General features: G+C 71.7%; 24 protein-coding genes and 2 pseudogenes. 9 read left to right on the forward strand and 17 right to left on the reverse strand.

Features of this window, described 5'->3' with window-relative positions; translation table 11 throughout:
• Nucleotides 1-65: 65 nt before the first annotated feature.
• The 3 genes and pseudogenes from V8690_RS17960 to V8690_RS17970 form a co-directional block, all read right to left on the reverse strand.
• Nucleotides 66-398: a VTT domain-containing protein gene (locus tag V8690_RS17960; RefSeq protein WP_338780093.1), complete on the reverse strand. Its 333-nt coding sequence runs from the start codon at nucleotides 396-398 to the stop codon at nucleotides 66-68.
• An 11-nt stretch (nucleotides 399-409) separates the two neighbouring features.
• Nucleotides 410-571, reverse strand: a complete 162-nt coding sequence (locus V8690_RS17965; protein ID WP_338780095.1) for a hypothetical protein — start codon at nucleotides 569-571, stop codon at nucleotides 410-412.
• Nucleotides 568-917, reverse strand: a pseudogene (locus tag V8690_RS17970) (translation initiation factor IF-2); the annotation flags it as partial. The gene V8690_RS17965 and the pseudogene V8690_RS17970, both read right to left, overlap by 4 nt.
• A 302-nt stretch (nucleotides 918-1,219) precedes the next feature.
• Here V8690_RS17970 and V8690_RS17975 point away from each other — a divergent pair.
• Nucleotides 1,220-2,749, forward strand: coding sequence for a CehA/McbA family metallohydrolase (locus V8690_RS17975; protein ID WP_338780097.1), 1,530 nt, complete (start codon nucleotides 1,220-1,222; stop codon nucleotides 2,747-2,749).
• A 9-nt stretch (nucleotides 2,750-2,758) separates the two neighbouring features.
• Here V8690_RS17975 and V8690_RS17980 read toward each other — a convergent pair whose 3' ends face one another.
• A complete protein-coding gene (locus V8690_RS17980; RefSeq protein WP_338780099.1) occupies nucleotides 2,759-3,586 on the reverse strand; it encodes an endonuclease/exonuclease/phosphatase family protein in 828 nt (275 codons plus the stop codon).
• Between the two features lie 97 nt (nucleotides 3,587-3,683).
• On the opposite strand from V8690_RS17980, the gene V8690_RS17985 reads away from it, so the two are divergent.
• The gene (locus V8690_RS17985; protein WP_338780101.1) at nucleotides 3,684-4,076 is read left to right on the forward strand and encodes a nitroreductase/quinone reductase family protein; all 393 of its coding nucleotides are present in this window, start codon (nucleotides 3,684-3,686) and stop codon (nucleotides 4,074-4,076) included.
• Between the two features lie 23 nt (nucleotides 4,077-4,099).
• On the opposite strand, the gene V8690_RS17990 is transcribed toward V8690_RS17985, so the two are convergent.
• The 4 genes from V8690_RS17990 to V8690_RS18005 form a co-directional block, all read right to left on the reverse strand.
• Nucleotides 4,100-5,584: an aldehyde dehydrogenase family protein gene (locus tag V8690_RS17990; RefSeq protein ID WP_338780103.1), complete on the reverse strand. Its 1,485-nt coding sequence runs from the start codon at nucleotides 5,582-5,584 to the stop codon at nucleotides 4,100-4,102.
• Nucleotides 5,581-7,311, reverse strand: coding sequence for a D-aminoacylase (locus V8690_RS17995; RefSeq protein WP_338780105.1), 1,731 nt, complete (start codon nucleotides 7,309-7,311; stop codon nucleotides 5,581-5,583). The genes V8690_RS17990 and V8690_RS17995 overlap by 4 nt, the downstream gene beginning before the upstream one ends.
• Before the next feature lie 135 nt (nucleotides 7,312-7,446).
• Nucleotides 7,447-8,565 (reverse strand): LLM class flavin-dependent oxidoreductase, encoded by a 1,119-nt coding sequence (locus V8690_RS18000; RefSeq protein WP_338780107.1) that lies wholly within the window; start codon nucleotides 8,563-8,565, stop codon nucleotides 7,447-7,449.
• A gap of 117 nt (nucleotides 8,566-8,682) precedes the next feature.
• Nucleotides 8,683-9,453, reverse strand: a complete 771-nt coding sequence (locus tag V8690_RS18005) for a glucose 1-dehydrogenase (RefSeq protein WP_338780109.1) — start codon at nucleotides 9,451-9,453, stop codon at nucleotides 8,683-8,685.
• 167 nt (nucleotides 9,454-9,620) lie between these two features.
• Here V8690_RS18005 and V8690_RS18010 point away from each other — a divergent pair.
• Nucleotides 9,621-10,363: pseudogene (locus V8690_RS18010) on the forward strand (hypothetical protein).
• A 40-nt stretch (nucleotides 10,364-10,403) separates the two neighbouring features.
• On the forward strand, nucleotides 10,404-11,195 hold the full coding sequence (locus tag V8690_RS18015; protein ID WP_338780112.1) for a hypothetical protein: 792 nt from the start codon (nucleotides 10,404-10,406) through the stop codon (nucleotides 11,193-11,195).
• Nucleotides 11,196-11,215: 20 nt separating this feature from the next.
• Here V8690_RS18015 and V8690_RS18020 read toward each other — a convergent pair whose 3' ends face one another.
• From V8690_RS18020 to V8690_RS18045, 6 genes are all read right to left on the reverse strand, one after another.
• On the reverse strand, nucleotides 11,216-11,857 hold the full coding sequence (locus tag V8690_RS18020) for a response regulator transcription factor (protein WP_338780114.1): 642 nt from the start codon (nucleotides 11,855-11,857) through the stop codon (nucleotides 11,216-11,218).
• 102 nt (nucleotides 11,858-11,959) lie between these two features.
• Nucleotides 11,960-12,877 carry a TIGR03619 family F420-dependent LLM class oxidoreductase gene (locus V8690_RS18025; RefSeq protein WP_338785391.1) on the reverse strand — a complete coding sequence of 306 codons (918 nt, stop codon included), beginning with the start codon at nucleotides 12,875-12,877 and terminating at the stop codon, nucleotides 11,960-11,962.
• Nucleotides 12,878-12,879: 2 nt separating this feature from the next.
• A complete protein-coding gene (locus V8690_RS18030; RefSeq protein WP_338780116.1) occupies nucleotides 12,880-14,115 on the reverse strand; it encodes an amidohydrolase family protein in 1,236 nt (411 codons plus the stop codon).
• Nucleotides 14,116-14,244: 129 nt separating this feature from the next.
• Complete coding sequence (locus tag V8690_RS18035; RefSeq protein WP_338780118.1) at nucleotides 14,245-15,171, reverse strand: hypothetical protein; 927 nt, start codon at nucleotides 15,169-15,171, stop codon at nucleotides 14,245-14,247.
• Nucleotides 15,172-15,228: 57 nt separating this feature from the next.
• Nucleotides 15,229-15,432, reverse strand: coding sequence for a DUF397 domain-containing protein (locus tag V8690_RS18040; RefSeq protein WP_338780120.1), 204 nt, complete (start codon nucleotides 15,430-15,432; stop codon nucleotides 15,229-15,231).
• On the reverse strand, nucleotides 15,413-16,264 hold the full coding sequence (locus tag V8690_RS18045; RefSeq protein ID WP_338780122.1) for a helix-turn-helix transcriptional regulator: 852 nt from the start codon (nucleotides 16,262-16,264) through the stop codon (nucleotides 15,413-15,415). Before V8690_RS18045 ends, V8690_RS18040 begins: the two co-directional genes overlap by 20 nt.
• A gap of 122 nt (nucleotides 16,265-16,386) precedes the next feature.
• Between V8690_RS18045 and V8690_RS18050 the strand changes: the two genes are divergently transcribed.
• Entirely contained in the window at nucleotides 16,387-17,025 is a 639-nt protein-coding gene (locus V8690_RS18050; protein WP_338780124.1) for an ATP-binding protein, read from the forward strand.
• A 93-nt stretch (nucleotides 17,026-17,118) separates the two neighbouring features.
• Here V8690_RS18050 and V8690_RS18055 read toward each other — a convergent pair whose 3' ends face one another.
• Both V8690_RS18055 and V8690_RS18060 read right to left on the reverse strand, forming a co-directional pair.
• Entirely contained in the window at nucleotides 17,119-17,304 is a 186-nt protein-coding gene (locus V8690_RS18055) for a hypothetical protein (protein WP_338780126.1), read from the reverse strand.
• A gap of 220 nt (nucleotides 17,305-17,524) precedes the next feature.
• A complete protein-coding gene (locus V8690_RS18060) occupies nucleotides 17,525-20,536 on the reverse strand; it encodes a BTAD domain-containing putative transcriptional regulator (RefSeq protein ID WP_338780128.1) in 3,012 nt (1,003 codons plus the stop codon).
• A gap of 345 nt (nucleotides 20,537-20,881) precedes the next feature.
• On the opposite strand from V8690_RS18060, the gene V8690_RS18065 reads away from it, so the two are divergent.
• Entirely contained in the window at nucleotides 20,882-21,808 is a 927-nt protein-coding gene (locus tag V8690_RS18065; RefSeq protein WP_338780130.1) for an SMP-30/gluconolactonase/LRE family protein, read from the forward strand.
• Here the strand turns inward: V8690_RS18065 and V8690_RS18070 are convergent.
• Entirely contained in the window at nucleotides 21,798-23,408 is a 1,611-nt protein-coding gene (locus V8690_RS18070; protein ID WP_338780133.1) for a FadD3 family acyl-CoA ligase, read from the reverse strand. The two genes, V8690_RS18065 and V8690_RS18070, sit on opposite strands and share 11 nt — an antisense overlap.
• Before the next feature lie 96 nt (nucleotides 23,409-23,504).
• On the opposite strand from V8690_RS18070, the gene V8690_RS18075 reads away from it, so the two are divergent.
• Genes V8690_RS18075 through V8690_RS18085 form a run of 3 tightly spaced genes read left to right on the forward strand, consistent with a single transcriptional unit; the run spans nucleotide 23,505 to nucleotide 25,850 of the window.
• Nucleotides 23,505-24,665: a lipid-transfer protein gene (locus V8690_RS18075; protein ID WP_338780135.1), complete on the forward strand. Its 1,161-nt coding sequence runs from the start codon at nucleotides 23,505-23,507 to the stop codon at nucleotides 24,663-24,665.
• 1 nt (nucleotide 24,666) lies between these two features.
• Nucleotides 24,667-25,080: an OB-fold domain-containing protein gene (locus V8690_RS18080; RefSeq protein WP_338780137.1), complete on the forward strand. Its 414-nt coding sequence runs from the start codon at nucleotides 24,667-24,669 to the stop codon at nucleotides 25,078-25,080.
• Entirely contained in the window at nucleotides 25,077-25,850 is a 774-nt protein-coding gene (locus V8690_RS18085) for an enoyl-CoA hydratase/isomerase family protein (protein WP_338780139.1), read from the forward strand. The genes V8690_RS18080 and V8690_RS18085 overlap by 4 nt, the downstream gene beginning before the upstream one ends.
• Nucleotides 25,851-25,862: the final 12 nt, after the last annotated feature.

Raw genomic sequence — 25,862 nt, forward strand, 5'->3', positions numbered from 1 at the left:
GCTATCTGTACCCGAGGGAACCCTGACTGTCGATACCGACCGGTCGGCATACTCTGTCCGCATTCTCAGGTGCCCGTCGCGAGCGCCGCATAGCCGGTGCCGGCCTCGGCGGTGGCCCACAGCAGGGCGGCGGCCGCGCTGAAGGGCGCGATGCGGTGGTAGGGCAGGCGGGTGGCGCCCGCGAGGTGCGGGGTGAGCGTGCGGAGCACCGGGACGAAACGGGCCAGGAACACGGCTTGGCCGCCACGGCGGTCCATCCGGGTCTCGGCGTTCCGCCAGGCGGTGGCCGGGACACGGCGGCCGAGACGTCCGGTGCGCAGGCGGTCGCCGAGGAGGGCTCCGATGCGGTGGCCGAGCAGGTCACCGGCCACCGCGGCGCCCGCGGCGGCTCCGATCACCAGGGGCTGGCTCAGGTGCCCGGTGCGGGCCAGCGCTCCGGCCGCCGGAGCAGGCCGAGGGTGGGGACGAAGGCGCCGACCAGGAGGACGGACTCGGCCAGGACCGCCGCCGCCAGGACCGCGTAGGCGGTGGTGGCGGGGACGTGGCCGAGGAGGTCCGACGGGGCGGTCACCGGCGGGCTCCGGTGACGTCGTACAGCCCGGCCCGCGCGCCCGGCGCGTCGCGGTACGGGCGCCGCGGCTGCCAGACCCTGGCCGGGGGCAGGTTCGCACACACCGACCAGCGGCCGGTGGCGTACCGGAGGCGGTAGGCGGCCATGACCTCCTCGACGGCGTGGTGCCGGCGGGCCTGCGCGCGCGAGGACAGCTGGGCGCGGGCCTGCCGGGTGCCCCGGTAGGCGAAGTAGGTGAGGGTGCCGCCGGGGTGGAGGGGCTCCAGGTACCGCGCCATGATCGTTTCGACCTGACCGGGGGTGAGGTGGTCAGGGGCAGACCGGAGACGATCACGTCGTAGCGCTGCTCGCCCGGCAGGTCCTCGACGTAGGAGCGGTGGCCCGGACCCGCTCGGGCTCCCCGGCCAGGAGGGGGTGCGTGTCGACGAGGCGGCGCAGCCGGGCACCAACCGGGTGCAGGCGGCCCTGCTGGCACGCGATGCCGGGACGACGGGCTGAAGTCCTCGGCCCGCGTGGCCTGTTCCGCTGCTGCCCGCCGCCGGGTCCCCTTCCCTTACACGCCGGTTCACGGCTGAATACGACCGTTGCACGCACCACCAACTGCACCACCCATGCCATGTCAGCGGACGACACCTGGGGAGCAGCAGCATGTGCGAGGACAACCACGGCGGGCTCGGCCGGCGCGCTCTGTTCGTGACGGGAGCGGCCGCCGCGCTTACGTTGGGAAGCGTGAGCTTCGCTTCAGCGGCCGGCGGGAACCAGGACGACGGGGACCAGGAGAGCAGAACGGTGCGCGGCACCCTGCCGCCCGGCTCCCCGGACTTCGTGTACGTGCCCGTCGAGGTCCCGGCCGGTGTCCGGGAGATCAAGGTCGCCTACACCTACGACCGGCCGTCCGTCCCGGCCGGCACGACCGGCAACGCCCTCGACATCGGCATCTTCGACGACCGCGGCACCGAGCTCGGCGGCCGGGGCTTCCGGGGCTGGTCGGGCGGGGCGCGCACGGAGTTCTTCATCCGCGCGGACGAGGCGACGCCCGGCTACATCCCGGGCCCGGTGCGCGAGGGCACCTGGCACATCGCGCTCGGCCCGTACACGGTCGCCCCGCAGGGCCTGTCGTACGAGATCACGATCACGCTTACGTACGGCGAGCCGGGCGAGGCCGCCCGGCCCGTGTACCCGCCGGACCGGGCCAGGGGCCGGGGCCGTGCCTGGTACCGGGGTGACTGCCATCTGCACTCCTGGTACTCCGACGGCCGCCGCACCCCCGCCGAGATCGGGGCGCTGGCGCGGGCGGCGGGGCTGGACTTCATCAACTCCTCCGAGCACAACACGCACGCGGCGCACGCCCACTGGTCGGACGTGGCCGGGGACGACCTGCTGGTGATGCTGGGCGAGGAGGTCACCACGCGCAACGGTCACGTCGTCGCGCTCGGCACCGACCCGGGTACCTTCGTCGACTGGCGCTACCGGGCCCGCGACAACCGCTTCGGCCGTTTCGCCCGCCAGATCCGCCGCGCCGGAGGCCTGGTCGTCCCGGCCCACCCGCACGCCACGTGCGTCGGCTGCAACTGGAAGTTCGGCTTCGGCGAGGCGGACGCGGTCGAGGTGTGGAACGGCCCCTACACGCCCGACGACGAGGTGGCCCTCGCCGACTGGGACAGCATGCTGGTGGCGTCCGTACGGGACGGGCGCGACTGGATCCCGGCGATGGGCAGCAGCGACGCCCACCGCGACCCGGACGCCGTCGGGCGGCCCCAGACGGTCGTCCTGGCCGACGACCTGACCCGCCGGGCGATCCAGGAGGGCATCCGGGCCGGACGGTCGTACGTCGCCGAGTCCGCCAAGGTCGAGCTGTCGTTCCGGGCGTCCGGGGCACGCGGCGAACACGCGGGCATCGGGGAGCGGTTGCGGGTGGACCGCGACACCCCGGTCACCGTCCGCCTGGAGGTCACGGGCGCCCCGCGCTGCACGGTCCGCTTCGTCACCGACCAGGGCGTGCTGCACACCAGCGCCCCGCTGCCGGTGTCCGGCTCGGGTGTCGTCGAGTGGCGGACGACACCGTCGTACGCGGCGTACGTACGGGCGGAGCTGCGCCACGAGGCGGCTGCGGGGCCGGTGCCGGGGGTGCTGGCGGCGTTCACGAACCCGATCTTCCTGGGGCGCGCCGCCGATTGACGCGGGACGTCAGACTCCGGCCGGGTCCGCCAGGTCGGCCACGACCGCCGCGTGGTCCGAGGGCCACACCCCGTCCACCGGGCCGTGGCATGCCCGCCGGACGTCCCGTACGCGGCCGAGTCCGCCGGGGCCGGGTAGGCCCACGTGGATGTAGTCGATGCGCACGCTCGGCTTGTGGGTCTGCGCCACGTACGGGTTGGCCGCGTCCCAGGTGGCGGAGGGGGCGGCCGGGTCGGCGTACTCCCAGGCGTCGAGGAGGACCTGGCGGGGGACGGCCGGGGCGGTCTTGTAGCCGCCGAGGAGGCGGATCTCGTCGGAGTCGGGCCAGGCGTTGAGGTCGCCGGTGACGACGGGCGGGAACGGGGTGTCGCCGCGGTGCCGGGCGACGAACTCGGCGAGCGCGGCGACCTGGCGGCAGCGGACCGCAGAGGCGTGCACGGCGGAGGTGAAGTGCGTGGTGAAGAAGGGCACTTCGTGGCCGGGGCCGGCCAGACGGGCGTAGAGGGCGAGCCGGCCGTCGTCCGTGTCGGCCGGGGCGGGCAGCGGCAGCACGTCCCGGTCCACGACCGGCCATCTGCTGAGCACGGCGTTGCCTATGTCCACCGTGGGATCCCCGATCCGCCGCCGCCAGCGCTCCGGGGCGGGCGAGGCGGCCCAGGCGCAGTGCAGGCCCAGCTCACCGGCCAGCCACTCGGCGAGGTTCTCGCCGTCGGCGGCCCACACCTCCTGGAGGCCGACGACGTCGGGGTGCAACTCCCTCAGATCCGTGAGAATCGCCTTCTGCCGTGCCTGCCAGGGCCCGAAACGCCACCACAGGTTCCACGTCACGATCCGCATCCGCAGCCACCCGCTCTCGTCCCGCCGCGTCAGGGATCATTGAAGCAGGAACCATTGCAGAAACCGTGAGAGCTTCGTGCGAAGGAGATCCCCGTCGATGTCCCGTCTCACCGACCTGAGGTTCCGCGCCGCCACGTCCTTCCAGCGCCGCGTCAACCCGATCGTGCGCCGTCTCCCCCTCCAGACCGTCCTGGAGACGAAGGGCCGCGTCTCGGGCCTGCCCCGCCGCACACCGGTGGGCGGCCGCCGCGTCGGCGACTCCTTCTGGCTGGTGTCGGAGTTCGGCGAACGGTCGCAGTACGTGCGCAACATCAAGGCCGATCCACGGGTGCGGGTGCGGATCCGGGGGCGCTGGCACACGGGGACCGCGCACCTGCTGCCGGACGACGACCCCGTGGCGCGGCTGCGGCGGCTGCCCAGGTTCAACGGCCTGGGGGTGCGGGCGTTCGGGACGGATCTGCTGACGGTGCGGGTGGATCTGGCGGACTGACGGCCCCCTGGCGGACCGCGCCCTCACCCCGGCCAGACGATCGCCTGCACCTCGCTGTACGCGTGCAGGGCGTACGAGCCGACGTCCCGGCCGACCCCGCTCTTCTTGAAGCCGCCGAAGGGGGCCTCCATGTTGCGGCCCACGGTGTTGACGCCGACGCCGCCTGCCCGCAGGCGCCGGGCCACCCGGAAGGCCCTGGCCACGTCGGACGACCAGACGTAGTCGATGAGGCCGTAGTCGGTGTCGTTGGCCAGGGCCACGCCCTCCTCCTCGTCGTCGAAGGGGATGACGACCACCACCGGGCCGAAGATCTCCTCGCGGGCCACGCGCATGCCGTTGGTGCAGTCGGCGAGCAGGGTCGGGGTGACGTAGAAGCCGGTCGGCAGACCGGGGCGTCCGCCGCCCGTGACGACCACCGCGCCTTCCTTCCGGCCCAGTTCGACGTACGACTCCACCCGGTCCCGGTGTGCCGCCGAGATCACCGGCCCGACGACCGTATCCGGCTCCCGGGGATCGCCCACCTTCAACCGGCGTGCGTACTGGGCCAGTTGCGCGACCAGACGGTCGTAGATCCCTCTCTGCGCCAGCACCCGTGTCGGTGCCGTGCAGATCTGGCCGCTGTAGAAGGAGAAGGTGGTGCCGATCCCGGCGACCGCCGAGCCGACGTCGGCGTCGTCGAGGACGACCGCCGCGCCCTTGCCGCCCAGCTCCATCAACTGCCGCTTCATGCCGCGCCCGCACACCTCGGCGATGCGCTGCCCTACCGCCGTGGAGCCGGTGAAGCTGACCATGTCGACGTCCGGCGAGTCCACGGCCGCCTCGCCGACCTCGGTCCGTGCACCGCTGACCACGTTCACCACGCCCGGCGGCACGCCCGCCGCCTCCAGCGCCTCCGCCATCCGGTAGACGGACAGGGGGTCCTGCGGGGCGGGTTTCACCACGACCGTGTTGCCCATGGCCAGGGCGGGGGCGATCTTGCCGGCCGGGTTGGCCCAGGGGTTGTTGTACGAGGTGATACAGGTGACGACCCCGACGGGCTGGCGGACGGCGAGTGCGCCCATGACGGCCGCCCTGCCCTCCCCCACTGCCTTAAGGGCGTGGGAGGTACCCCCAGGTCCGGCCTCGTTGATCTGCGGCGGGACCGCCCACTCGGCGGGCTCCACGCGCGCGTAGCGCCGGAAGCGGGCGGCGGCGACCCCGACCTGCATGCCGCGTGCGGTACGCGTGGTCGCGCCGGTCTCGGCCCGGGCCAGCTCGGCGTACGGCACGAGACGGTCCCGGACGATGTCCGCGGCGCGGGCGAGGATCGCGGCCCGTTCCTCCACAGGCGTGGCCGACCACGGCCCGAAGGCCTCGCGGGCCGCGGCGCAGGCCGCGTGCACCTGATCCCGCGAGGCCTCCGGCGCCCACCCGACGGTCTGCTCGGTCGCCGGGTCGATCACCTCGTAGTGCCCGCCGTCCGGCTCCACCCAGGAGCCGCCGACGAAGAGCGACTGCCGTGCCGTCACCTGGTGCCCACCGTCTCCGTGTCCCGGCCCGACCGCAGCACACGCCCCGGCACGGCACCCGTCACCACGTCGTCCCGGATCGCCTCGACCCCGTTGACCCACACGGCCCGCACGCCCAGCGCCCGGGAGTCCAGCCGCGGACTGTCGCCCGGCAGGTCGTGCACCAGGGTGGCCGGGCCCGCGTCGATCCGCTCCGGGTCGAACAGGACGAGGTCGGCGTGCCAGCCCTCCCGCACCTGCCCCCGCTCCCGCAGGCCGAAGAGCCGGGCCGGGTCGTCGGTCAGCATCTTCACGGCCCGCTCCAGGCCGACCAGTTTCCGGCCGCGCAGACAGTCCCCGAGGAACCGCGTCGTGTACGGCGCCCCGCACATCCGGTCCAGATGCGCACCCGCGTCGGACCCGCCGAGCAGCACGTCCTCGTGCTGCCAGGTCTCCGCCCGCAGCGCCCAGGACGCCGGGTCGTTGTCGGGCGGCATCGGCCACAGCACCGTGCGCAGCTGGTCGTTGGCGCAGATCTCCACCAGGCACGCGAAGGGCTCCTGGCCGCGCTCCTCGGCGATGTCCTTCACGACCCGGCCGGTCAGCCCGGCGTTCACCTCGCTGTAGGTGTCGCCGATGACGTACCGCCCGAAGTTCGCCAGCCGCCGGAAGACGCCCGCCTCCTTGGACCGGGCGCGGCGCAGCATCTCGGCCCGCACGTCCGGGTCACGCAGCTTCTCGATCCGCTCGGGCACGGGCAGCCCGAGAATCGGCCCCCACCCCGGGATGAGGTTCAGCGCACAGAAGGTCCCCAGCGACATGTTCATCGGCGTGAGGATCGGCATGGTCAGCGCCACGACCCGGCCGCCCGCCTTGCGCGCCCGCTCGCTCGCCAGGAGCTGCCGGGGCACCCGCTCGGGCACCGCCGCGTCGATGGTCAGGACGTTCCAGTTCAGCGGTCGGCCCGCCGCCGCGCTCATCTCCACGAACAGGTCGATCTCCGCGTCGCTGAACTGGTCGAGACAGCCCGCGACGATCGCCTCGATCTGCGTGCCCTCGTGCTCCCCCACGGCTCGCGACAGCGCCAGCAGCTCGGCCGGCCCGGCGTGCCGGGACGCGACCGGTTTCCCGTCGCCGTCGGAGTGACTGGTCGATTGAGTGGTGGACAACCCCCAGGCCCCGGCGTCCATGGCCTCACGCAGCAACCCGACCATCGCCGCCAGTTGCTCCCCGGACGGCTGCCCGCCGATGGCCTGCGGCCCCATCACGTACCGCCGCAGCGCACAGTGCCCCACCATGAACCCGGCGTTGACGGCGATCCGCCCCTCCAGGGCGTCCAGGTACTCCCCGAAGGAATGCCAGTTCCAGGGCGCCCCCTCCTCCAGCGCCACCAGCGCCATGCCCTCGACCTTCGACATCATCCGCCGCGTGTAGTCGGCGTCCTCGGGGCGGTCCGGGTGCAGCGGCGCGAGGGTGAACCCGCAGTTCCCGCCCGCGACGGTGGTGACCCCGTGGTTGAGGGAGGGCGTGGCGTACGGATCCCAGAAGAGCTGCGCGTCGTAGTGGGTGTGGGGGTCGACGAAGCCGGGGGTGAGGACGAGGCCGTGCGCGTCTTCGACCGACAGGGCGTCCTCGGTGACCGTCCCCACGACGGCTATACGCCCGTCCCGGATGCCGACGTCGGCGGTGCAGGCAGGCGCACCTGTCCCGTCCACGACGGTCGCGCCCTGGATTACGTGATCGAGCATTGGGCTCACCTCCTGATGTGCGGTGGGACGAGTTGCCCAGGGGCGCGGGGCTGTATCGACTTGCGGCTCCGCCGCGTGGGCGCGACCAGCCACACGCCACCCGCACTCGCCACACGGCCCGCACCCCTACGGCGATCACGCGCTCTGCCGGAAACGGGACGTCCGATGCACAGGATCCGTATCGATCTTCGGAATCACGTGCTCCCCGACCAGCCGAATCGTCTGCAGCGTCTCGTCCTTCGGCACCCCCACCGGCAACCCGAAACTCAACTGATCCGCCCCCGCCTGCTCCCACCGCTTGCACTGCGTGAGCACCTCGTCCGGATCCCCGCAGATCAGCAGCTCCTCCTCGATGAGGACCTCCACGAACTCCTCGGTGTACTCCGGCAGCGTCTGCGGCCACACCGGAAACCCCTCGGGCCGCGGAAACGTGTCGTGGTACCGGAACACGAGCGACGGCAGATAGTGCAGCTGCCCGTTCGCCGCGATCCGCACCGCCTCCTCGTGCGTCGGCGCACAGATCGCCGTGGTCGTCACCATCACGTTGTCGTTGACGAAGTCACCGACCGGCTCGGCGTCCACGATCGCCGTCTTGTACTGCTCCAGCACCCACTCCATGTCGGAGACCTTCTGCACGCTGAAGCCGAGCACGCCGAGCCCCTTCTTCGCGGCCATGGCGTACGACGGCGGCGACCCGGCCGCGTACCACATCGCCGGGTGCGAGCTGCCGTACGGCTTCGGCAGGACCTTCCTCGGCGGCAGGGACCAGTGTGTGCCCTGGAAGCCGACGTACTCGTCCTGGAGCCACATCTTGGGGAACTCGGCGATGGTCTCTTCCCAGATCTCCTTGGTGTGGTTCATGTCGGTCACCCCCGGCATGAAGCCCAGGATCTCGTGCGAGCCGGCGCCCCGCCCGCTGCCGAACTCGAACCGCCCCTCGCTGAGATGGTCGAGCATGGCGACCTTCTCGGCGACCTTCACGGGGTGGTTGACCGGGGCGAGCGGGTTGAAGATGCCCGAGCCCAGATGGATCCGCTCCGTGGCGTGTGCCAGGTACCCGAGGAAGACGTCGTTGGCGGAGAGGTGCGAGTACTCGTCCAGGAAGTGGTGCTCGGAGGCCCACGCGTACTTGAAGCCGGACTTGTCCGCCTGGATGACGTACTCGGTCTCCTCCATCAGTGCCTTGTGTTCGGCGAGCGAGTCGGTCTCGGCCCGTTTGCCCACGTATCCCTGTACGAAGACCCCGAATTCCAAGGAGATTCACCGTCCCACGGTCATTTCTGACGAGTCGTCAGATACATGGCTCCGACTGTTCCACCGCTCCTCGGGACCGTCAATAGCTGACGAACCGTCAGGCTACTTGAGGCGGAGTCAGACGACGCCCACCCCCGCCAGCCACCCGCCGTCGATCACGAACGGCTGCCCGGTGATGTAGGAGGAGTCCTCGCACGACAGGAACAGGGCGAGCCGCGCCACTTCCTCCGGCCGCCCGGCCCGCCCCAGCGGCACGAGCTTGCGGTACAGCCGGTCGAGCCCGCGGGCCGTCTCCTGCGGGTCGGCGTCCGGGTCCAGCCGGGCCGGGTTGGACATCGCGGTGTCGATGGCGCCCGGGCAGACGGCGTTGACGCGTATCCCCCGCCCGGCCAGCTCCAGGGCGGCGACCCGGGTGAGACCGACCACGGCATGCTTGCTGGCCGCGTAGGCGCCCACCGCCGCCATTCCGGTCAGGCCGGTGTACGAGGCGGTGTTGACGATCGTGCCCCCGTCGGCCATCTCGGGCGCGACGGCCCTGATGCCGAGGAAGCAGCCCACCTGGTTGACCTGGACGACCCGCATGAACTCGTCGAGGGGCGTGTCGAGGAGGGAGTTGAAGCGGAGGATGCCGGCGTTGTTGACGAGCCCGTCGACCCGGCCGTACGCGTCCTCGGCGGCGGTGACGGCCGTCCGCCAGTCGTCCTCCCTGCCGACGTCGAGATGGACGTACCGGGCGCCAATCTCCTTCGCGAGGGCCTCGCCCTGGTCGTCGAGGACGTCCGCGACGACCACCCGGGCACCCTCGGCCGCGAACAGCCTGGCCTCCTGCTCGCCCTGGCCGCGCGCGGCGCCGGTGATGATGACGACCCGTCCGTCGAGCTTGCCCATGGCAGCCCCCTTCGCGCGGTGGACACGGTGGACTCCGCATCGTACCGGCATACCTGACGGAGCGTCAGATGCAAGCTTCGGCCGTTGCTGAGGCGAATCTCACGTAACCCGCAAGTAGGGATGTTTGACCCTGTCGGGGTGGGTCGGGACCTTCCAGGATCTGGCCCATGGCTAGGAGAAGACTGAAGAACAGAAAGATCAGGATCGTCGCGATCGGATCGGCCCTCGTGAGCGGGGGTGCCGTGGCCACGGTGCTGCTGCCCTCGGCGAACGCCGCCGACGACAAGACGCCCGAGCAGATCATGACGATGTGCCAGCGGGCCAAGGTGCTCAACGGAAAGCAGCAGTCCATCTTCGATTTCGGCGGCCACCCCATCGCCGGCCGAGTTTCGCGTCCGACAACTGCGATTTCGTCGAGACGAAGTTCGAGACCTTCGACGGACCGACCGAGAAGGCCTCCGTCGACTTCCCGAACTGCGAACCGAACGCCACCGAACCGGCGAAGGTGTCGATCACCTGGCAGGCGACGGCCGCGCAGGGACAGGGAAAGTACACCTCCACCCAGCAGGGCGGCGGCGGAGGGCTCTTCGGGGCGCTGAGCGGATCCTGGCTCAAGCACAAGGGCACCCTCGACATGACCGTCAGGTCGGCGACCGCCGGTGACACGGAGGAGCGGGAAGTCCCGGTCGGCAAGGTGCTCCACATGGAGTTCACGCCGAAGATGCAGCGCATGACGGGTGAATGGCGGGTGCGGATCGACGCCCGTGAGGCGACGACCGTCACCAACGCCACTGAGGAGCAGAACTTCGTGGCACCGGAGGTCGTCGAGGGCCCGGTCGTGCTGCCGGGCGCGGCCGGTGCTCCGGGTGTCGTGGACGGCACCTCCAAGGCCGTACTGACCGACTGCTGACCAACCCGCCCGCTCTCGCCTCCCCCCACAGGAGAAACCCATGACACGCACCGGCCGCACGAGAAGCCACCGGAGCAAGAAGAAGCGCATCACCCTCGCCCTGGCCCCGGTGGCGGCCGTCGCGGTGGCCGTGCCGCTGATGAACCCCGCGGGTGCCGCCACCCCCTCGGAGGTGACCGCCGACTGTTCGGCGGACTCCGACAGGCTGGAGAACTGCGAGTTCGTCGACGTCCAGTTCAAGCGGAACAACCTCGGGCCCAACCAGCGCGTCTCCGCGGTGACCGACAACTGCGGATTGACGGGCACCGCCTCGAAGACCTTCAATGTCAGCGCCTCCGTCACCAGGACCATCCAGCTGGAGGACGGATTCACCGCGGCCGCCGACACGAAGCTCGGCAATTCCTTCTTCGAGATCGGCGTGAAGTTCAGCACGTCCGAGACCAACATCACGCGCGACGACAAGACGACCACCTTGCAGTTCAGCAGGACGGACACCGTGCAGCCCGACAGCCTCGGGTTCTTCATGTGGTCCGCGAAGCGCACCGACGTGAGCGGCTACCTCAAGGCCACGTACAAGGAGGCGCAGGACGGAGGCAAGGTCTTCTTCTCCCCGAGCGAGGGCGCCACGAGCGTGCACGTCTTCTATCCGCAGATCCTGAAGAACGGCACCCCCGACGGGCGGTTGTGGCTGCGCAACGTGAAGTGCGGAAGTCCGGAGGCGTCGGGCCTGCGGAATTCCACGCGCGCCCTGAGGTCCGAACCGGGATTCGGTGAGGCCGGCGAGAACGTCACGGACGTCGAGATCCCGCCGTCGGAGATCCCGGCGCCGTAGCGACAGAGCTTCTGAGGTTCTCAGATGCGAAGCACGGGCGCGGCTCCCAGCCACCTCAGGACCGCGTCCGTGCTGCCGCGTGCGTCCAGCTTGGCGTAGATGTTGCTGAGGTTGTTGCGGACGGTCTTCTCGCTCAGCCGCAGTCGCAGCCCGATCTCCTGCGCGCCCAGCCCGGTCGACAGCAGCTCCATGATCTGCCGTTCGCGCGGGGAGAGTTGCCCGCGCAGCCGCTCCAGCGCCGTGTCGTGCGGGGACGACGCCCGGCGGGCCCCCTCGCGCAGGGCGGCGCAGGCCGCCGGGGAGAGGTAGGTGTGCCCGACGGTGGCCCCGACGACGGCAGAGGAGAGCATGCAGGTGCAGTAGTCGCCCTCGACCAGATACCCGGCGCCGCCCCGGAACACCTCCACGATGGTCTCGGTGTCCCGGTGCGGACCGACCACGATCACCGGGACACCGCCGGCCCGCAGCTCCCGTAGGCCGTCCACCGGTTCGGCGCAGCGCAGGACGACGACGTCGACGCCGTCCGGGACGCGGAAGGGCGGGGGCGGGCGCAGGCTCACCACCCGCTCGACGTACGGGTCGTCCGGGGCCGGCCAGTCGGGATGCGGCCAGGCGCCCTCGGGGCAGGCGAGGGCGACGGAGAGTTTCCGGGAAGTGCGCACGTCGTTGTGTCCTTCCGCCGAAGCCGTACGAGTCCGTACGTGTCCGTACGTCCGTACATACGGAGACCGGCGGGGACATGTTCAAGCTTTCAAGGAACGCGCCTACGGCAGCAGTGGCGCGACCTCCTTCCCGAACTGCTCGATCTGCGCGAGGAGTTCGTTCCGGCTCCGGCTGCGGAAGCGCATCTGGACCTGGTCCACGCCCATCGCGGAAAAGGCCCGCAACGACCCGGCGATCGCCTCGACGGGCCCGCTGACCGTGCGCCGCCCGACGTCCCAGCCCGGCGTCCCGACGTACAGGGGCTCGGCGATGGCGCCGACGGTGAACGGCCCCTCGATTTCGGCCTCTTCCCTGAGCCGCCGTATCCGCGCGATGCGGTCCGGCAGCAGGTCCCTCGGGTCTCCCTGCGGCAGCCAGCCGTCACCCTTGAGCGCGGCCCGTCGCAGGGCGGCGGGGGAGGACCCACCGACCCAGAGGGGGACACGGTCCTGCGCCGGGCGGGGCCGCTGCCCGAGCTCCTCGAAGTCGTACAGCTTGCCGTGGTGTTCGGGGAACTCCTCGGTCCCGAGGGCAGCACGCAGGGCGTCGATCGACTCGTCGAGCACGGCCCCGCGCCGCTCGAAGTCGGCCCCCAGCACCTCGAACTCCTCCCGCACGTGCCCGGCCCCGACCCCGAGGATCAGCCGTCCGCCCGAGAGATGGTCGAGGGTGGCGTACTGCTTGGCGGTGAGCAGCGGATGCCGCAGGCCCACCACGGCGACGTGGCTGAGCAGCCGGGTCCGCTCGGTGGCCGCCGCGAGGAAGGCGAGGGTGGCGACCGGGTCGTACCAGACCGTGCTCATCGCGGACGCGAGGCGGCGCGGGATGGCGACGTGGTCGCAGCTCGCCAGGTAGGCGAAGCCGGCCCGGTCGGCGGCGCGGGCGACGGCGAGCAGGTCCTCGGGCCCGGCGGCGGCTTCCCAGGGCTCGGCGTAGATCGTGCTCTGGGACTGGACCGGGAGCTGGATCCCGTACGCCAGGCTCACCGCGCCCCGTTCCAGAGCCCGTCGTCGGTCAGCCCCAGCAGCTCGATCGCGTTCCGCCGCACGATCCGCTCCACCACCCCGGGATCCAGGTGCCCCATCTGCGCCTCGCCGACCTCGCGGGACTTGGGCCAGGTGGAGTCGGAGTGGGGGTAGTCGGTCTCGTAGAGCACATTCCCGACCCCGATGGAATCCAGGTTGCGCAGCCCGAAGGCGTCGTCGAAGAAGCAGCCGTAGACGTGCTCGGCGAACAGCTCGGACGGCGGCCGGTGCACCTTGTCGGCGACGCCGCCCCAGCCGCGGTTCTCCTCCCAGACGACGTCGGCGCGATCCAGGATGTAGGGGATCCAGCCGATCTGCCCCTCGGCGTACATCACCTTCAGATTCGGGAACTGCTCGAACTTGCCGCTCATCAGCCAGTCGACCATCGAGAAGCAGCAGTTGGCGAAGGTGATGGTGGAGCCGACGGCGGGCGGGGCGTCGGCGGAGGTGGAGGGCATACGGCTGCTGCTGCCGATGTGCATGGCGACGACCGTGCCGGTCTCGTCGCACGCGGCGAGGAAGGGGTCCCAGTCGTCGGTGTGGATGGAGGGGAGCCCGAGGTAGGGCGGTATCTCGGAGAAGGCGACGGCACGGACACCGCGTGCGGCGTTGCGCCGGACCTCCTCGGCCGCCAGGTCGGGGTCCCACAGGGGGATGAGCGTGAGCGGGATGAGCCGCCCGTGCGCCTTCGGCCCGCACCACTCCTCCACCATCCAGTCGTTGTAGGCGCGGACGCAGAGCAGACCCAGCTCGTGGTCCTTCGCCTCGGTGAAGGTCTGGCCGCAAAAGCGCGGGAACGTCGGGAAGCAGAGGGCGGACTGGACGTGGTTGACGTCCATGTCGGCGAGCCGGGCCGGGACGTCGTAGGAACCGGGACGCATCTGCTCGTAGGTGATGACCTCCAGGCGGATCTCGTCCCTGTCGTACCCGACGGCGGTGTCGAGGCGGGTCAGGGGCCGGCGGAGGTCCTCGTAGACCCACCAGTCACCGACGGGGCCTTCGTCGCCGGGCCCGCCCATGACGGGCTTGAAGCGCCCGCCGAGGAACGTCATCTCCTTCACGGGCGCACGGACGATCCGCGGTCCGGCGCCCCGGTACTTCTCGGGGAGCCGGTCCTGCCAGACGGTCGCGGGCTCCACCGTGTGGTCGTCCACGGAGATGATCAGCGGAAACGTGCTCTCGTGGGTGTCCATGGCGCTCACGGTAGCGCTAATCTGACGACCCGTCAGCTATGAGTACTGGAGCGTTTCGGCACCGTCAGCCACAGCACACCTGGGCGTGCCCAAAGCCCGTTGGCCCACCTGCTCCAATCCCCCGGCCCTTCACACCGAAGCGCTCAAGGCCGCACGGATCTCGGTGGTCATTCGGTCCGGGTTCCGGAACACGCCCTGGGCGGTGAAGCGCAGGAGACTGCGCACCTCCGGGCACTGAAGGACCTGATTGAAGCGGGAGACGTCCCGTCGATGAGCCTCGCGTGTGCCGTGGTAGGCGTACCCCTCGATCTCGATCGCCAGCCCCTCACGCCGGAAGAGGAAGTCGAGGACGACTCGTCGGCCGAGAGGGGTGAAGAGCTGGACCTGGCTCTCGGGCCGGAGCCCGGCGTCGGCCATGCGCAGGCGGGCAACGGTCTCGGCCGGCGACCCGGCCTGGGGGTCGCACAGGCTGAGCCATCGGCGGGCTCTCGCCGACCCCTGCGAAGGGGAAGCCAGCGCCGCCACCACCGCGTCCAGGGCGACAAGGGGCGCCCGCCGCGCCCCGCCGACCCGGCGGTAGGTCACCGCACACTCCAGGGCTACGAGCGCATCGTCCCTCGGGAGCGAGCGAAGCAGGTCGGCGAGGGTCCGCACCGGGCTCGTGCACCGCAGGCCGTACCGCAACGCCACGTCCTCGCCATCGAGGAGCGTCCGACGAACGCGCACGTCCTTGACCTTGCCGCGGAAGCTGAGGGCGGGGTCGATGAACTCCAGGCGCGCCTCGGCCGCCGGGGTGAGGGTCTCGATACGCCACAGAGCGGCAGCGGAACGGTGACTCACGACAAGTCGGGGGTTGAACAGCTGGACGGCTCGGAGCCGCGTGGGCAGGTCCGCGGCCCGGCCCGGCTCCACCCAGGCACCCGACTGCAGGCGGCCCCAGCCCTCCGCCCTGAGGGCACGGGTGAGGCTCCGCGCGGGCCAACCGGATTCCAGGGCGCGGCAGGTGAGCAGCACGCCCCCTTGCGCCAACTCCCGCAGCGCCTTTCGTTCCTCCATGCCGCCAAGATCGCAGGAATGGGGCACGGCTTGGCGGCCTGTGGATAACTCTCGGGCTCAGCCCTTCAGGGAGGTGAGGAAGGCCGTCCAGGCAGGGGCCCGGAACAGGAGCACCGGGCCCGTGTCCGAGGTCTTCGAGTCCCGGACCGGCATCACGCCGGGGTGCCCGCCCGCGACCTCGACGCATTCGCCGCCGCTGCCGTTGCTGTAGCTGCTCCTGCGCCACACAACCGCACCCAGGTCATCTGCGGTGATTGCCATGTCGGTAGTCCTCTGCCGCTTGTTCGATCATGGTCAGGGACGCCTCTGGCGCGAGTGCCGCGGCCCTGAGCAGATCGTACGACCTGCGGTAGTTCTTCACGAGGGCCGGAAAGTCGATGAGTTGGCCATTGTGGAGACCCTCCGTGTAGGCCACCGGCGGGGCGTCCGGGAAGGTCATGATCCGCATCATGCCCATCATGAACGGGTGGGCGTGCGCCGTTTCCGGGAGGATCTGCAGAACGCCCTGCGTGGAGCGGACCACGTGCGCGATGTGCTCCAGTTGTGCGGCCATCTCAGAGGGGGGCAGCAGGGGCTTGTGGACGAGCCCCTCGTGCAGGATCGCCCAGAACGCCGGGCGTTCCTCGCCCGCCCAGATCTCCGCGCGCTCCAGACGGGCGCGGACCTGCTTGTCGACCGTCTCGGGGGCGAGCCACGGCACCGACGTGTGGACCACCGCCTCCGCGTAGGCCTTCGTCTGCAACAGACCGGGCACCAGCATCGGCGCCCAGTCCTCGATCGTCTCCGCGTGCCGCTCCATCTCCGCCACGTCGGCGAAGTACTCGGCATGTCCCGACTGCCGGGCCTTGCGGGCGTCTTCGCAGCGCCGCTCGAAAAAGCCGTCCGTCTTCAGCACCTTGTCGACGTGCCGGGCCAGATCCAGCGGCATACGCCGCTCCCCGCGCTCGATCTGGCTCAGGAACGGCACACCGCGAAAGCTCCCTTCCGCCAGCTGTTCCAGGGTCAGGCCCGCCAGCTCCCGCTGGTAGCGCAACTCGGCGCCGTAGAAAGAGGGAACGTTGGCCGACGCGTCGGGGTCCTTGCGTGGAGGCACAGCTCATCACCGCCGTTTGCCAGTTGCTCTTGCGCAGTCGAAAGCCCTCCCACGGTACGGGGCTTGGAGGCACTGTGTGACTGATTCGTCACAGAACGCACGCGAAAACGGGAAGGCCCCTCATGCGCGACACTCAACCCGCCACCGCGACCACCGCCGCCTCCATCACCGGCGACGTCGAGACGGAGCGGTGCGTGGACGACTTGAAGTCCGCCCTCGCGGTGCACGGCATCACGCTCCCCTCCCTGCGCGTCGACGTGCCGACGTTCGCGGGCACGTACGGAAGGACCGCGGGACTGATCGCGCTCGGCAACTGCAACACCGCGACGGCGCGCAAGCTGATCACCGCGTTGCGGGGAACCGGCCGGACGGAGGGATCCGTGCTGCTGGATGTCGACCTGGTCGCTGCGCCCGAGGTCGTACCAGAGCTGCGTCGCACGCTGCGCGCGTGCCTGGGCGCGCCCTGCGCCGACGCACAGCTGTGCGTCACGGAGTTGATCGGCAACGTCATCCGGCACGTCGGGGAGGGTGTCCCGGTGAAGGTGCGCGTATCACGCTCCGGCAGCCGGACCCGCGTCGAGGTCAGCGACCCGGACCCCCGCGCCCTGCCCGTCCTCCGGCACGCCACGGCCGACGACGGGACCGGACGCGGCCTGGCCCTTCTCGACGCGGTGGCCTCGCGGTGGGGCGTCGAGCAGGGTGATGCGGGCAAGACGGTCTGGTGCGAACTGGCGTGGGACGAGCAGGCACCGGCGTCCTGACGCGCGGGTTTCGGACACACCTCGGCCGCGACGGCTCCCCCTCCGCGCCGCCGCGGCCGAACCCCGTGTGGTGATGGCTTGCTTCGCCGTGCCTTACTTCGTCGGCTTGAAGGGCTCCGACGTGGCGTGCAGGTCCTTGGTCTCCAGCGGCTCGTCGGTGGCGTGCAGGTCCTGCGGCTTCACGGCTTGCTCTTCCGTGGCGTGCAGGTCCTCCGTCGACGCCTCGCCGTCCGTGCCGCCCGTGGCGTGCAGGTCCTGCGGCTTGAGCTCGTCGCCCATGATCGTCAACTCCCCTTGGCATGGATCAAGCAGTGAGGTCGGCGGGCCCGCCCGGTCACTCCCCCGAGGGTGACCGGACGGGCCCGCCTGGGCCGCTCACCCGGTTCGGTGGTGCGAGGCCCTGTGCAAGTGACCCGTCTGCCCCCCGACGCGACGGATCGACTGCCTCAAGCATGGCGTGGGGCGATAAACGAATGATGAACGCGTGCGCCATGCGGCCTCAGGCCGCCCGCACCGGGGACAGCAGCGCGCGCACCTCGGCGGCCTCGGGCGAACCCAGCTCCTCGTAGATCGCCGCCGCCTCCTGCCAGCAGACCTGGGCCCGGCCGGTCTGTCCTATACCGCTGAGCGCGCGGCCGAGGACGGTCAGGACGTTGCCCCGCCGCCACTCCCCGCCGATGCCGCGCAGCACGGTGAGTGCCATCTCGGCGTTGGCGGCGGCCTGTGCGGGGCGCCGGGCGGCGAGGTCCACCTCGGCCAGCCGGAACAGGCTCATGCCCTCCCAGAGGCGCTGCCTGCTGTCGCGGAACACCTCCAGCGCTTCCTGGAGCCGGCCGGCCGCGTTGCCCAGCTCACCGCTCTGGGTGAGGGCGAGGCCGAGGGCGTAACGGGCGTTCGCCCCGCGCATGGAGTTGCCCATGGCGTCGTAGATGTCGATGCCCTGCTGGGCCAGCGCGACCGCGCTCTGGGTCCGCCCGGTCGCGAGGTGGATCCGGGAGAGGTTGCAGAGCGCGGAGGCCTCGCCGGGGCGGTCGCCCAGGGCCCGGAAGTGCTCGATGGCCCGGGAGAGGTGTTCCTCTCCGTCCTCGTGCCGGTTCTGGTAGAGCGCGATGATGCCGCGCGCGTTGCGGGCCCAGCAGACCGGAAGGAGGTCGTCGGCCTCCTGCGCGAGGACGATGGCCCGTTCCGCCTCCTGGTCCGCCCGCTCGAAGCGGCCGCCGACGTGGTAAGCGTTGACGAGCGTCGTGAGCGCCCGGGCCTCCGCGCGCGCGAGGCCGAACTGCCGCGCCGCGTCCAGGAGCGCCTCGGCCGTCGCCTCGTACTCCCTGGAGTTGGCTCCCGACTCGGAGAGGTCGTGCGCGGCCCACAGCAGGTCGATCGCCCGGGGGAGGGTGTCCGGCTGTCCCGCGGACTGCCGCACGCACGCGAGGAGGCAGATGGCCTCCGCGTACAGCCAGTCCTGCGCCGTGTGCCGGTTCTCGAACCGCACCCCCGGATACGAGGTCGGCTCCAGATGGTCCACCAGCCGGTCCCCCGGCCGCTCGATCGCGTACACCCCGGCCGCGGACGCCAGATAGAAGTCCAGCAGCCGCGACAGCGCCGCCCCCCGCTCGCTCGGCGGCAACTCGTCCCGTTCCGCGCACGCACGCGCGTAGAGCCGTACCAGATCGTGGAAGCGGTACCGGCCGGGGGCCGCCGATTCGAGGAGGGAGGTGTCCACCAGGGACTCCAGGAGGTCCTCGGTGTCCTCCACGGACAGGTCCAGGATCGCCGCCGCGGCCGGGAGCGAGACGTCCGGGCCGTCGGCCAGGCCCAGCAGGCGGAAGGCGCGGGCCTGGGCGGGCTCCAGCTGGCCGTAGCCCAGCTCGAAGGTGGCCTTCACCGCCAGGTCGCCGGCCTGGAGTTCGTCCAGGCGGCGGCGTTCGTCGGCGAGCTTCGCCGCGAGGACCGACACCGTCCAGGTACGGCGGGCCGCCAGTCGGGAGGCCGCGATGCGGATCGCCAACGGCAGGAAGCCGCAGGCCGCCACCACGTCCAGGGCGGCCTTCCGCTCGGACGCCACCCGCTCCTCGCCCACGATCTTCGTGAACAGCGCCAGGGCCTCGTCCGGCGACATCACGTCCAGGTCGATCAGATGGGCGCCCGCCAGGTCCACCATCCGCACCCGGGAGGTGACGAGCGCGGCGCAGCCGTCCGTGCCGGGCAGCAGGGGACGTACCTGGGCGGCGTCGCGGGCGTTGTCCAGCAGGACCAGGACGCGGCGGCCGGCCAGGACCGAGCGGTACAGCGCCGCGCGCTCCTCCAGGGAGTCGGGGATCGCCGAGTCGGCCGTGCCGAGTGCGCGCAGGAAGGAGCCCAGGACCGTCTCCGGCTCCGCCGCCCGGGCGCCCGCGCCCTGGAGGTCGACGTACAGCTGCCCGTCCGGAAAGGCCCCGCGCGCCTGGTGGGCCACGTGCACGGCGAGGGTCGTCTTGCCCACGCCGCCGATGCCGGCCAGGGCCGAGACCGCCATGACCCGGCCCTCGGCGGAGGCCAGGATGTCGCCGAGTTCGCGCACGAAGGCGGAGCGGCCCGTGAAGTCCGGCACCGTGGCGGGAAGTTGCGCGGGCCGGACCGGGACGGAGGTGGGCTCTGGGGCCGGGGAGGAGGGCTCCGCCAGCCCCGGGTCGGCCTGGAGGATCCGCTGTTGCAGTTCGCTCAGGCCGGGGCGCGGGTCCACGCCCAGTTCGTCGGCGAGCAGGCGCCGGGTGTCGGTGTACACCGCGAGGGCCTCGGCCTGGCGGCCGCTGCGGTACAGCGCCAGCATCAGCAGCTCGCGGAGCCGTTCGCGCAGCGGATGGGCGGCGGTGAGGGCCGTGAGCTCCGAGACCGCCTCCGCGTGGCAGCCCTGCTCCAGGTCCATGTCCAGCCGGGATTCCAGGAGCTGGAGCCGCCATTCCTCCAAGCGGACGCGCTGTGCCTCCGCGTACGGGCCCGGTACGCCCGCCAGCGTCTCCCCGTCCCACAGGGCCAGGGCCCGCCGCAGCACCTCGCGGGCGTGGCAGAGGTCCCCGGCGGACCGGGCCTTCTCCGCCCCGGTCGCCAGGTCCTGGGCGACGGTCAGGTCCAGGGCGCCGTCGCCCAGGCCCCGTATCGCGTATCCGCCGGATTCGCTGACCAGGACGCCGGCATCCAGCACCTTGCGCAGCCGGGAAGCGTACGTCCGCAGCGCCGCCAGGGCCTGCGAGGGCGGTTCCTCGCCCCACAGGGCGTCGATCAGCTCCGGGGCCGTGGCCGTGCGGCCCTCGCGCAGCAGCAGCGCGGCGAGCAGGGCGCGTTGCTGGGGGGAACCGGTGGTGAGCGGCTCGTCGCCACGCCAGGCGCGCACCGGTCCGAGCACGCCGAAGCGCAGCGCCGCCCGCGCCGTCGATCCCCCCGACTCCCCCGACTCCGGCGACTCCGGCGACTCCGCCGAGGAGTCGGTACGCCGCTGCTCCGGTACGCGCGGTACACCGTCCGGTACACCGTCCATGCAGTCCCCCTAGACATCCTGAGCAACCACGCCAGTTTGCCTTGTGCACGGCGGATACGTCAGCCGTGGGAGACACCGATCACAGGGCGACGCACGGGAGTCCACAAGGTCCGCACACTCTCTCCGCTTCCGAGGACCGCCCCGCTGTTCGAGGAGCACTGCGGCAGTGTCCGGATGGAGTTGGAGCGATGGGGCCAGAGGGCAGGCGAGCTCCCCGGGTAAGGGGCCGGCAGGCGCCCGAACGCTCCGGTTCCTGACGAGTGTCTGCCGGGACACGTGCTGCCGTCGCGCGTCATAGTGGGTCCCGCAGAGCAGGAGTCGGCCCGACGGTGGAGGTGGCGTCCCATGCCCGGCGAGCAACCGCAGACGTACGAGACCCTCGACGAGCGCTTCCGGACCGGCCGGTGTCAGGCGGGGGACTCGCGGCTGGAGACGTTGTTCGAGGGGTGCCGGTGGGCCGAGGGGCCGGTGTACGTGCCGGCCGGGCGGTATCTGCTGTGGAGCGACATCCCGAACGACCGGCTGCTGCGGTGGGACGAGACCACCGGGTCCGTCGGGGTCTTCCGCACACCCGCCGGGTATCCCAACGGCAACACCCTGGACGGCCAGGGCCGGCGCATCACCTGCGAGCAGGGCAACCGGCGGGTGACCCGGACCGAGCACGACGGCTCGCTCACCGTGATCGCCGAGCGGTTCCGGGGAAAGCGGCTCAACAGCCCGAACGACGCCGTCGTGAGGTCCGACGGGTCGGTGTGGTTCTCCGATCCCGAGTTCGGGATCGCGACCGACTACGAGGGACACCGCGCGCAGAGCGAGATCGGCGCCCGGAACGTCTACCGCGTGGACCCCCGCAGCGGCGAGGTGCGGCTGGCCGCCGAGGGCTTCCAGGGCCCCAACGGGCTGGTGTTCTCCCCCGACGAGCGCAAGCTGTACGTGTCGGACAGCGTGGCCAATCGCATCCGCGTCTTCGACGTCCGGCCGGACGGCACCCTGACCGGCGGTGACGTCTTCGCAGAGTGCCGCAGCGGCAACTTCGACAACATCCGGTTCGACGACCAGGGGCGCCTCTGGGCCGCCGCCATGGACGGCGGTGTGCACTGCTACGACCCCGACGGCACGCTCCTCGGCCGCATTCTGGTGCCCGGCACCGTCGCCAACATCCGGTTCGGCGGCGCCCGGCGCAACCGGCTGTTCATCGCGGCCGACAGCACGCTGTACTCCCTCGTCATGTCCGTCACCGGCACCCCGCCGCTGCCGCCGGTCAGCCGCTGAGCAGGCCGTCGCGCAGCGCCCCCTTCACGACCTTTCCGCTCGCGTTGCGGGGCAGCTCCGCCACGAACTCCACCGTTCTCGGGACCTTGTAGTTCGCCATCTCCCTGCGGGACCAGGCGATCAGGTCGTCCGCCGTCACCAGAGCGCCCGGCCGCCGTACGACGTAGGCCCTGCCGACCTCCCCCAGCCGGGCGTCGGGGACGCCGATCACCGCCGCCTCCGCCACGTCCGGGTGCAGGCCCAGGAGTTGCTCTATCTCCGCGGGGTAGGCGTTGAAGCCACCGACGATGAACATGTCCTTGAGGCGGTCGGTGATGCGCAGGTTGCCCGCGGCGTCCAGGACGCCGACGTCGCCCGTGCGCAGCCAGCCGTCCTCCGACAGCACCTCGGCGGTGGCCGCCTCGTCCTCGTGGTAGCCGGTCATGACGTTGAAGCCGCGGACCAGGACCTCGCCCGGCGTGCCGGGTGTCAGGGGCTCGCCCCGGGAGTCCACCACCCGTACCTGTGTGCCGGGGATCGCGCGGCCCGACGTGGAAGCGATCACCGCCGGGTCGTCGCCGCGCCGGCACATCGTGACGACGCCGCCGGCTTCGGAGAGGCCGTAGGCCGTCAGGACCGTGTCGACGCCGAGTTCCCCGCGCAGCCGCTCGACGAGTCTCAGCGGCACCACCGCCGCTCCCGTCACCACGAGGCGCAGTGCCGACAGGTCGTGCGCGTCCCGTGCCGGATGGTCCAGGAGGGACTGGAGGAGGGTCGGGGGGCCGGGAAGCACGGAGACCCGTTCCGCCGCGATGTTGGCCAGGACCGTGTTCACGCCGAACACCGGCTGGGGGATCATCGTCACGCCCCGGATCAGGCAGGCGATCACCCCGGCCTTGTAGCCGAAGGTGTGGAAGAACGGGTTGACGATGAGGTAGCGGTCGCCCCGCGTCAGACCCGCCAGGTCACTCCAGATGTCGTAGGCCCGCAGCGTCTGCGCGTGGGTGATGACCGCGCCCTTCGGGCGGCCCGTCGTGCCCGAGGTGAAGACGATGTCCGAGGGCCGGGAGCCCTCGACCGCGTCCGCCCGCGCGCGCACCTGTGCCGCCCCGACCGCTTCTCCGCTCGCCAGGAAGTCCTTCCAGGTGAGGAAGTCGGCCGGGGCGTCCTCGGAGAGGACCACCACGTGCTCCAGGTCCGGCAGGCCGGGCAGCGGGCCGGTGCCCGGTCCCCGTTCCGCCGCCCTGCGCAGCGACGCCACGTACGACGTGCCGAGGAACGTGCCCGTCACGAACAGCAGTCGGGCTCCGCTGCGGCGCAGGACGTCCGCCGCCTCCGCGCCCTTGAAACGGGTGTTCAGCGGCACGAGCACCGCGCCCGCCGAGACCGCGCCCAGGGCGCTGACGATCCAGTCGAGGGTGTTCGGCGCCCAGACGCCGACCCGGTCGCCCGGCCGGATGCCGTGCGCCAGGCAGGCCGCCGCCGCGCGCTCCACGCGGGCGCCCAGCTCCGCGTAGGTGATCCGGGTACGGCCCTCGACGACCGCCTCGACGTCCGCGTACCGCTCGGCGGCCGTCCGCACCAGGCCCGGGATGCTTCCCCACTCCGTATCCGCTCGCACAGCGCGCCTCCCAAGGCATAGGAGCTGACTACCCGTCAGATTATCGGTAACCTGACGACCTGTCAGCGACCGTTCGGCCCCGGAGGTGCGCGCAGCATGGCAGCAGGATCGGGAGGCCTCAAGGACGCCACCGCCATCGTCGGCATAGGCCAGACGCCCTTCGCCAAGCGGCTCCCCGAGGACGAGCGCACCCTCGCCTGCCGTGCCGTCCTGGCCGCCCTCGACGACGCCGGGATCGCGCCCGGCGAGGTCGACGCCCTCGCCTCCTACACCATGGAGGAGACGGACGAGGTGGAGCTGGCGAAGGCCTGCGGCTTCGGGGACCTCACCTTCTTCAGCAAAGTCGGCTACGGAGGCGGCGGTTCGTGTGCCACCGTCGCCCATCTCGCCGCCGCCGTCGCGACCGGGCAGGCGAGCGTCGGGGTCGCCTGGCGGTCGCGCAAGCGGGGCAGCGGGCCCCGGCCCTGGACCGACACGGCCGTCCAGCTGCCGACCCCGGCCCAGTGGACCCGGCCGTTCGGGCTGCTCAGGCCGGTCGACGAGATCGCCATGCTCGCCCGCCGGTACATGCACGAGTACGGGGCCACCCGGGACCACCTGTTCAACGTCGCCCTGGCCTGCCGCAACCGCGCCAACCAGAACCCCGCCGCGATCATGTACGACCGGCCCCTCACCCGCGAGATGTACATGACGTCCCGCTGGATCAGCGAGCCGCTCTGTCTCTTCGACAACTGCCTGGAGACGGACGGGGCGCTGGCCTGCGTCGTCGTCTCCGCCGAGCGCGCCCGGGACTGCCGCCGCAAACCCGTCTACGTCCATTCCGCCGCCCAGTCGCTCCCCGCCCAGCACCACGGCATGGTCAACTACTGGAACGACGACCCCCTCACCGGACCGGCCTGGACCGCCGCCCGGCACCTGTGGAAGCACTCCGACCTGACGCCCCAGGACGTGGACGTCGCCCAGATCTACGACGCCTTCACGCCCCTGGTCCTGCTGTCCCTGGAGGGCTACGGCTTCTGCGGCCGGGGCGAGGGCGGGGCGTTCACCGAGGGCGGGGCGCTGGAGACCGGCGGGCTGCTGCCCGTGAACACCGGCGGGGGCGGACTGTCCGAGGCCTATGTGCACGGCTTCAACCTCGTCAACGAAGGGGTGAAGCAGCTGCGCGGGACCAGTACCGCGCAGGTGCCGGGCGCGTCGGCCTGCCTGGTCACGGCGGGCGAAGACGTGCCCACCTCCGCCCTTCTGCTGAGGAGTTGACATGCTGCGTCCCGTCACAGACACCGACGGCGCCCCGTTCTGGGAGTACACCGCCCGGGGCGAGCTCCGTGTCCAGGCCTGTGCCGGCTGCGGTGAGCTCCGCTTCCCGCCCCGGCCCTGCTGCCCGCACTGCCAGTCCTTCGAGGCTGAGTGGCGCCGGGTGTCCGGCCGGGGCCGTGTCTGGTCGTACGTCGTTCCGCATCCGCCGCTGCTGCCCGGCTACGCCGAGCTGGCGCCGTACAACGTGGTCGTCGTCGAGCTCGACGAGGCGCCGCGCATCCGGCTCGTCGGCAACCTCGTCGCCGGGCCCGGCAAGCCGGTCAACTCCCTTGCCACGGACCGTCTCCGCATCGGCGCCCGGGTGCGGGCCGTCTTCGACGACGGACTTCCCCGGTGGGTTCCGGAGCGGTCATGAGCAGCGTGCTGGTCAGTGCCGACGAGGACAGCGGGGTCGCCGTCGTCACCCTCAACCGGCCGGACCGGCTCAACGCCGTCGATCCGGAGATGGCCGGAGAACTCGCCCGCACCTGGCGGGAGTTGCGGTTCGACGACTCCGTGCGGGCCGTCGTCCTCACCGGCGCCGGCGAACGCGCCTTCTGTACGGGCATCGACCGGGACGCCGTCGTGCCGCAGCCGAACTCGCCGTACGCGCAGGACGATCCGCTGCTCGTCATCGGGCCGAAGGCGAACGACCTGTGGAAGCCGGTCGTCGCCGCCGTGCGCGGGATGGCCTGCGGAGGCGCCTTCTATCTGCTCGGGGAGGCGGAGTTCGTGGTCGCCGACACCACCGCCGCCTTCTTCGACCCGCACACCACCTACGGCATGGTCAGCGCCTACGAGTCCGTATTGATGGCGCAGCGCATGCCGTACGGGGAGGTCGCGCGGATGGCGCTGATGGGGACGGCCGAGCGGATCTCCGCACGGCGGGCCCACGAGGTCGGGCTGGTGTCGGAACTCGTCGAGGAGGGCGAGGCGTTGGAGGCGGCGCGTGCGTGCGCCGCCGTCATCGCCGGGTATCCGACCGAGGCCGTACAGGGGACCGTACGGGCACTGTGGGCCGCGAGCGAGGCGGGGCGGTCCCGGGGCGTCGCACAGGCGCCGCATCTGATCGCGCTCGGGAACGCGACGGGTGAGCGGCAGGCCCGGCTGTTCGCGGGGCGGCGGCGGGAGTACCGGTTGCGTTGACGCCGGTTGTGC

The sequence above is a fragment of the Streptomyces sp. DG1A-41 genome (assembly GCF_037055355.1).
Classification (GTDB): Bacteria; Actinomycetota; Actinomycetes; order Streptomycetales; family Streptomycetaceae; genus Streptomyces.